The organism is Streptomyces sp. OfavH-34-F, assembly GCF_022347745.1.
Taxonomy (GTDB): domain Bacteria; phylum Actinomycetota; class Actinomycetes; order Streptomycetales; family Streptomycetaceae; genus Streptomyces.
The window spans coordinates 1-6439 of the sequence record NZ_JAKRGC010000344.1 but is presented as its reverse complement, the minus strand read 5'-3'; the positions used below and the strand labels follow the sequence as shown (position 1 = coordinate 6439).

General features: G+C 73.4%; 5 protein-coding genes. All 5 read right to left on the bottom strand.

Going from position 1 to position 6439, the window contains the following annotated elements:
• Positions 1-1548 (bottom strand): MFS transporter (locus MHW47_RS30440; protein ID WP_239227095.1); only part of this gene is annotated, 1548 nt, incomplete at its 3' end.
• Between the two features lie 236 nt (positions 1549-1784).
• Complete coding sequence (locus tag MHW47_RS30435; RefSeq protein ID WP_239227093.1) at positions 1785-2567, bottom strand: TIGR03936 family radical SAM-associated protein; 783 nt, start codon at positions 2565-2567, stop codon at positions 1785-1787.
• 121 nt (positions 2568-2688) lie between these two features.
• On the bottom strand, positions 2689-3936 hold the full coding sequence (locus MHW47_RS30430) for a hypothetical protein (RefSeq protein WP_239227091.1): 1248 nt from the start codon (positions 3934-3936) through the stop codon (positions 2689-2691).
• 88 nt (positions 3937-4024) lie between these two features.
• Positions 4025-5950 carry a TIGR03960 family B12-binding radical SAM protein gene (locus MHW47_RS30425; protein ID WP_239227089.1) on the bottom strand — a complete coding sequence of 642 codons (1926 nt, stop codon included), beginning with the start codon at positions 5948-5950 and terminating at the stop codon, positions 4025-4027.
• A 102-nt stretch (positions 5951-6052) separates the two neighbouring features.
• A partial coding sequence (locus tag MHW47_RS30420) for a CHAD domain-containing protein (protein WP_239227088.1) occupies positions 6053-6439 on the bottom strand: 387 nt, incomplete at its 5' end.

Below are 6439 nucleotides of genomic sequence, written 5' to 3'. Positions count from 1 at the left end.
GACCGGCGCCCCCGCCGCGTCCAGCACCCGCCCCCGGAAGCCGGTGCGGCCCGGCAGCGGGAGGGGTGCGAGGTCCTCGCCGCCCGCGAGCGGGACCGGCGCGCCGGCCGGGCGCCGGGACGGCAGGAACGAGGCCAGGACGAGACCGGCGACCACCGCGCCGGTCGCGATGAGGAACGAGATGCGGAAGCCCTTCATGGTGGGCACCTCGACCGGGCCCATCCGGGTCGAGGTGTGGGCCAGGACCATGCCGATGACCGCGCTGGACACCGAGGTGCCGATGGAGCGCATCAGGGTGTTCAGGCCGTTGGCCGCGCCGGTCTCGGAGGCGTCCACGGCGCCGATGATCAGGGCGGGCAGCGAGGAGTAGGCGAGCCCGATGCCGGCGCCGAGGACGACCGAGATCAGCACCGTCTGCCAGGTGGCGCTCATCAGCCCGAGCCCGGCCCCGTACCCGATCGCGATCACCAGCAGGCCGAGGATCAGCGACACCTTGGGGCCCCGGCGGGCGGAGATCCGCGCGTACAGCGGGGCGACGAGCATCATCGTCAGGCCGAGCGGGGCCACGCACAGACCGGCGACCACCATCGACCGGCCGAGGCCGTAGCCGGTGGAGGCCGGCAGCTGGAGCAGCTGGGGCAGGACCAGGGAGACGGCGTAGAAGGCGACGCCGATCATGATGGAGGCCAGGTTGGTCAGCAGCACCTCGCGGCGGGCCGTGGTCCGCAGATCGACGAGCGGCGCCCCGGTGCGCAGCTCGAACAGCCCCCACAGCACCAGCACGACCAGCGAAGCGGCCAGCAGCCCGAGCGTGGTGGGGGAGGCCCAGCCCCAGTCGCCGCCCTTCGTGACGGGCAGCAGCAGGAGCACCAGGCCCAGCGAGAGGCCGAGCGCGCCGACGAGGTCGAAGCGGCCGGGGGCGCGCAGCGTGCTCTCCGGGACCGCGACGAGCGTCAGCGCCATGGCCAGCGCGCCGAGCCCGGCGGAGCCGAGGAACAGGGCGTGCCAGTTGGTGTGCTGGGCGACGAGCGCGGCGGCCGGCAGCGCGAGCCCGCCGCCGACGCCGATGGACGAACTCATCAAGGCCATCGCCGAGCCCAGCCTCTCGCGCGGCAGTTCGTCGCGCATGATGCCGATGCCCAGCGGGATCGCTCCCATGGCGAAGCCCTGGAGCGAGCGGCCCACGATCATGATCACGAGGTCGTCGGTGAAGGCGCATATCAGGGAGCCTGCGACCATGACGCCGAGGCTGGCCAGCAGCATCCCGCGCTTGCCGTACAGGTCTCCCAGCCGCCCCATGATCGGGGTGGCGACGGCCCCGGCGAGCAGGGTGGCGGTCATCACCCAGGTCGCGTCGGCCGGGGAGGTGCGCAGCAGGGCGGGCAGGTCCTTGAAGACGGGGACGAGCAGGGTCTGCATCACGGCGACGGTGATCCCCGCAAAGGCGAGCACGGGGACGATCCCCCGGCCCGTCCGCGCGCCCGGACCGGACGGGCCGGGCGGGCCGGCCGGTTCCGCGGCGGGCTGGTCGTGCGTCGGCTGGGGCATGCGGGCGGTTCTCCCGTCGCGCTCCCGGGGGCGCCTCGCCCGGTTCCGGTACGGCCCGGGCCGCGTCACAGTCGCGGCTCCGCCGTCCGGGGGGCGCGGGCGCCGCACGGAAGCTGAATGTCTGGCTCGCCGGTTCCGTACGCGGTGTGCGCACGGCCTGGCGAAAGTCTTATGGGTCAGCGCGCGGCCCGGCCCAGGTGGCTCCCGAGCGCGAGGGCTGCGCTACAACGACCGCCTTACGCGGAACCTGCACCTTCCGGCGCCGTCGCGACGGCGGTCCCGGCGGCCGTGGTTGCTGCGGCCGGGGCTGCCTCGCGGTCGGGCGCGAGCGGGTCGGTCACCGTGCCGGACTCCTCGTCGAAGAGCCCCTGCGCCAGCCTGGTCACCGCTGCGGGGACCGGCGGCGCCAGGTCGGCCACAACGCGGAGACCGGACAGGACGTCGTCAGGCCGCACGGCAGGTGTCACGTGCCGAACGACCAGCCGCAGTATCGCACAGGCCCTGTCACCCGACCTATCGGCCGGAAGATCGACGCACCGGAGCTCCACCACGGCGGCGCGGGCGTCGAAGGCCCGCATGCCGTTCTTCGTGCGGCGCTCGACCTCGACGGTCTCGGCCGCGTCGAAGGCGGCGACGGCCTTCTCGGCCGCCTCCCGCTCCACGCCGTCCAGGCGGATCTCCCAGACGGAGGCGGTCAGCCGGTCGGCGAGGCCCGAGGTGCGGGCCTCGACGGCGTCCGTGATGTCCAGGCCGTCCGGCATCGAGTCGTTGAGCTGCTCGCGCAGGACGTCCGGGTCGCGGCGCTCGGTGAGCGCGATCTCCAGGAACTCGGCCTCACTGCCCGTCCCGGTGGGGGCGGCGTTGGCGTACGACACCTTGGGGTGCGGGGTGAAGCCCGCCGAGTAGGCCATGGGCACCTGGGAGCGGCGCAGCGCCCGCTCGAAGGCACGCTGGAAGTCGCGGTGGCTGGTGAACCGGAGGCGGCCGCGCTTGGTGTAGCGCAGTCGGATGCGCTGCACCGCCGGTGCGGGCGGCGGGCCTTCGGGCTGTCGCTTGCCCAGTGGTTCTTCTCCTCGGTGCGGGGCGGGCGCGGTGGCGCGCCGCCCACGAAAAGCGGGTGACCCGGCGGCCCCGACCGGGTCATCCCTGCCGCACGGATTTCTCCGGGAGCGGGGTGGCCTCTGGTCCGGGTGGAGCGCTGGGCACAGTCGTTGCACGGTCCAGAGTACGCGCAAGGGGCGCCGCGGGTTTCCCCGGCTCGGGGCGGGCGGGCCCGCCGGCCAGTGCGCGCCACGCGTCCCGGCGGGCCCGCCGGACCGTTTCGCGCGCCGTGCGCAGGGTGTCGCGGGCCGTGCGGCCCACCGCGCGCAGCACCCGGCCGGCGGGCAGCAGGAGGGCGTCGCGTACGACGTGGCCGACCGGGACGCACACCGTGCGGTACGCCCAGCGCACCGGCTGGGCGATCAGGGTCCGGGCGAGCCACCGCAGCCCCCGGCCGACCGCCCGCGAGACGAAGCCGGCGACCCGCCAGGCGATCCCGAGCGCGGCCGCGACCTCCCGGCCGACCGGGACGAGGACGTGCCGGTGGATCCAGCGGAGGGGGGCCACGAGCAGCGTGACGACCAGCCACCCCAGGGCGGTGCCCAGGCCCCGGAAGAACGCCTCGATCCCCCGGACCAGCAGGTCCAGCGCCCAGGCGAGGCCACGGCCCACCGGGGCGAGCACGTGCCGGTACACCCATCCGAGGGGCGCCACGACCAGATGCCCGACCAGCCAGGCCGCGGCGAGTCCGACGGGCACCAGGACGTACCGCCACAGCAGCACCACCGGCAGCACGAAGACCGCGCCGAGCAGCCACTTCAGACCGGTGCCCAGCCACCGCACCGCCGTCCCCAGCGCGCGGGCGGCGGGCACCAGCACCGCGCGGTGGAGCCACCGCAGCCCGTGGCCGAGCGGGGTGAGCAGATGCACGTACACCCAGACGAGCGGCAGCACGATCCCGTAGCGCACCGCGGGCACCACGACCCGGCGCCAGAGCGCGATCCACAACCGGACGAACAGCGCCCGCGCGAGCCACGTCAGCGCGTGTCCCAGCGGGACGCAGACGTGCCGCCACAGCCATCGCGCGGGCACCGCCACCAGCACCTCGCACAGCAGGGCCAGGGCGCGGCCGAGGGGGCGCAGGAGCACGCGTTCGGCGGCGCGGCCCGTGACGACGAGGGCGTCCCACAGCATGCGCACCGGCAGGACGACGAGGACGACCACGATCCGGACCGGGACGCGGACCAGCGTGGTGAGGCAGCCGTCCCCGCCCTCGTAGTGGGCCGGCGCCTGGTGGGGGCCGTACCCCGGCCGCGGCAGGGGCGCGCGGTGCTTTCCGTCTTCCATGCACCTGATGACGCAGCGGCCCGGCCCGGGGTTTCCCGGACCGGGCCGTCGTCACCGAGCCGTCATGCGCGGGCGGTCGCCCCGCCGCTCACTTCACGACCGTCAGCGGCAGGAGCTTCTTGCCGGTCGGGCCGATCTGGATGCTGGTGTCCATCTGCGGGCAGACCCCGCAGTCGAAGCACGGCGTCCAGCGGCAGTCCTCGACCTCGGTCTCGTCGAGCGCGTCCTGCCAGTCCTCCCAGAGCCAGTCCTTGTCGAGACCGGAGTCCAGGTGGTCCCAGGGCAGGACCTCCTCGTAGGTGCGCTCGCGGGTGGTGTACCAGTCGACGTCCACGCCGAACTCCGGCAGCGTCGCGGCGGCGCTCTTCATCCACAGGTCGTAGCTGAAGTACTCGCGCCAGCCGTCGAACCGGCCGCCGGCCTCGTAGACCGCGCGGATGACGGAGCCGACACGGCGGTCGCCGCGCGAGAGCAGGCCCTCGACGATGCCGGGCTTGCCGTCGTGGTAGCGGAAGCCGATCGAGCGGCCGTACTTCTTGTCGCCGCGGATCTTGTCCCGGAGCTTGGCGAGACGGGCGTCGGTCTCCTCGGCGCTCAGCTGCGGCGCCCACTGGAAGGGCGTGTGCGGCTTGGGCACGAAGCCGCCGATGGAGACGGTGCAGCGGATGTCGTTCTGCCCGGAGACCTCGCGGCCCTTGGCGATGACGTTGACCGCCATGTCGCCGATCTGCAGGACGTCCTCGTCGGTCTCGGTGGGCAGCCCGCACATGAAGTACAGCTTCACCTGGCGCCAGCCGTTGCCGTAGGCGGTGGCGACCGTGCGGATCAGGTCCTCCTCCGAGACCATCTTGTTGATGACCTTGCGCATGCGCTCGGAGCCGCCCTCGGGGGCGAAGGTGAGCCCGGAGCGGCGGCCGTTGCGGGTCAGCTCGTTGGCCAGGTCCACGTTGAACGCGTCGACGCGGGTGGACGGCAGCGAGAGGCCGATCTTGTCGTCGGTGTAGCGGTCCGCGAGGCCCTTGGCGATGTCACCGATCTCGGTGTGGTCGGCGGAGGAGAGGGAGAGCAGACCCACCTCTTCGAAGCCGGTCGCCTTGAGGCCCTTCTCCACCATCTCGCCGATGCCGGTGATGCTTCGCTCCCGCACGGGGCGCGTGATCATGCCGGCCTGGCAGAAACGGCAGCCGCGGGTGCAGCCGCGGAAGATCTCCACGGACATCCGCTCGTGGACGGTCTCGGCGAGCGGGACCAGGGGCTGCTTCGGGTACGGCCACTCGTCGAGGTCCATGACGGTGTGCTTGGACACCCGCCACGGCACGCCCGACCTGTTCGGTACGACGCGGCCGATGCGGCCGTCCGGGAGGTACTCCACGTCGTAGAAGCCGGGGACGTACACGCCGCCGGTCCTCGCGAGGCGGAACAGGACCTCCTCGCGGCCGCCGGGACGGCCCTCGGCCTTCCAGGCGCGGATGATCTCGGTGATCTCCAGGACCGCCTGCTCGCCGTCGCCGATGACCGCGCAGTCGATGAACTCCGCGATCGGCTCCGGGTTGAACGCGGCGTGGCCGCCGGCGAGCACGATCGGGTCGTCGATGTCCCGGTCCTTGGCGGCCAGCGGGATACCGGCCAGGTCCAGGGCGGTGAGCATGTTGGTGTAGCCCAGCTCGGTGGAGAAGCTGAGCCCGAAGACGTCGAACGCCTTGACCGGGCGGTGGCTGTCCACGGTGAACTGCGGCACCCCGTGCTCGCGCATCAGCGCTTCGAGGTCCGGCCAGACGCTGTAGGTGCGCTCGGCGAGGACGCCCTGGCGCTCGTTCAGTACCTCGTAGAGGATCATGACGCCCTGATTGGGCAGCCCGACCTCGTACGCGTCCGGGTACATCAGCGCCCAGCGGACGTCGCACTCGTCCCACGGCTTGACGGTGGAGTTCAGCTCACCGCCGACGTACTGGATGGGCTTCTGCACATGCGGGAGCAGAGCTTCGAGCTGTGGGAAGACCGAATCGACAGACATCGCGAACTTTCGAGAGCCGGCAGGGGTGACCATCCAGCGTACCTCGCTGCCCGGCCTCCCCGCGCCCGCCGGAGTACGCCCCCGGGCGCTGCCGGCGGTCCCCTACGGCCGCCGGGGACGGGCCCGGTGCGCCCGGTGCCAGACGGCGGGCAGCTCGCGTTCCACCGCGGCGGCGGCCGCCTCCTCGCGCCCGTACAGCAGTCCCCAGGTGAACGACGGCTCGCCGGCCGCGTCCGCCTGTACGGCGAGGTCGCGCAGGGCCGCGCGGGCGACCACCCCGTCCTGGTGGTCACCGAGGAGGCTCTGGACGGCCTTCAGCCGCTTGACCGCCTTCTTCGCGGGCTTCCCGAGCACCGGCCGGGCCGCCTCCGCGGCGTACCGGGCGCGTTTGGCGGCCTTGCGGGCGCTGTGCAGGGCGGCGTCCCGGTCCGGCCCGGCCGGCAGGTCCAGGGCGTGCGCGACCCGTCCGGCGAGGCGCTTGTGGTCCTT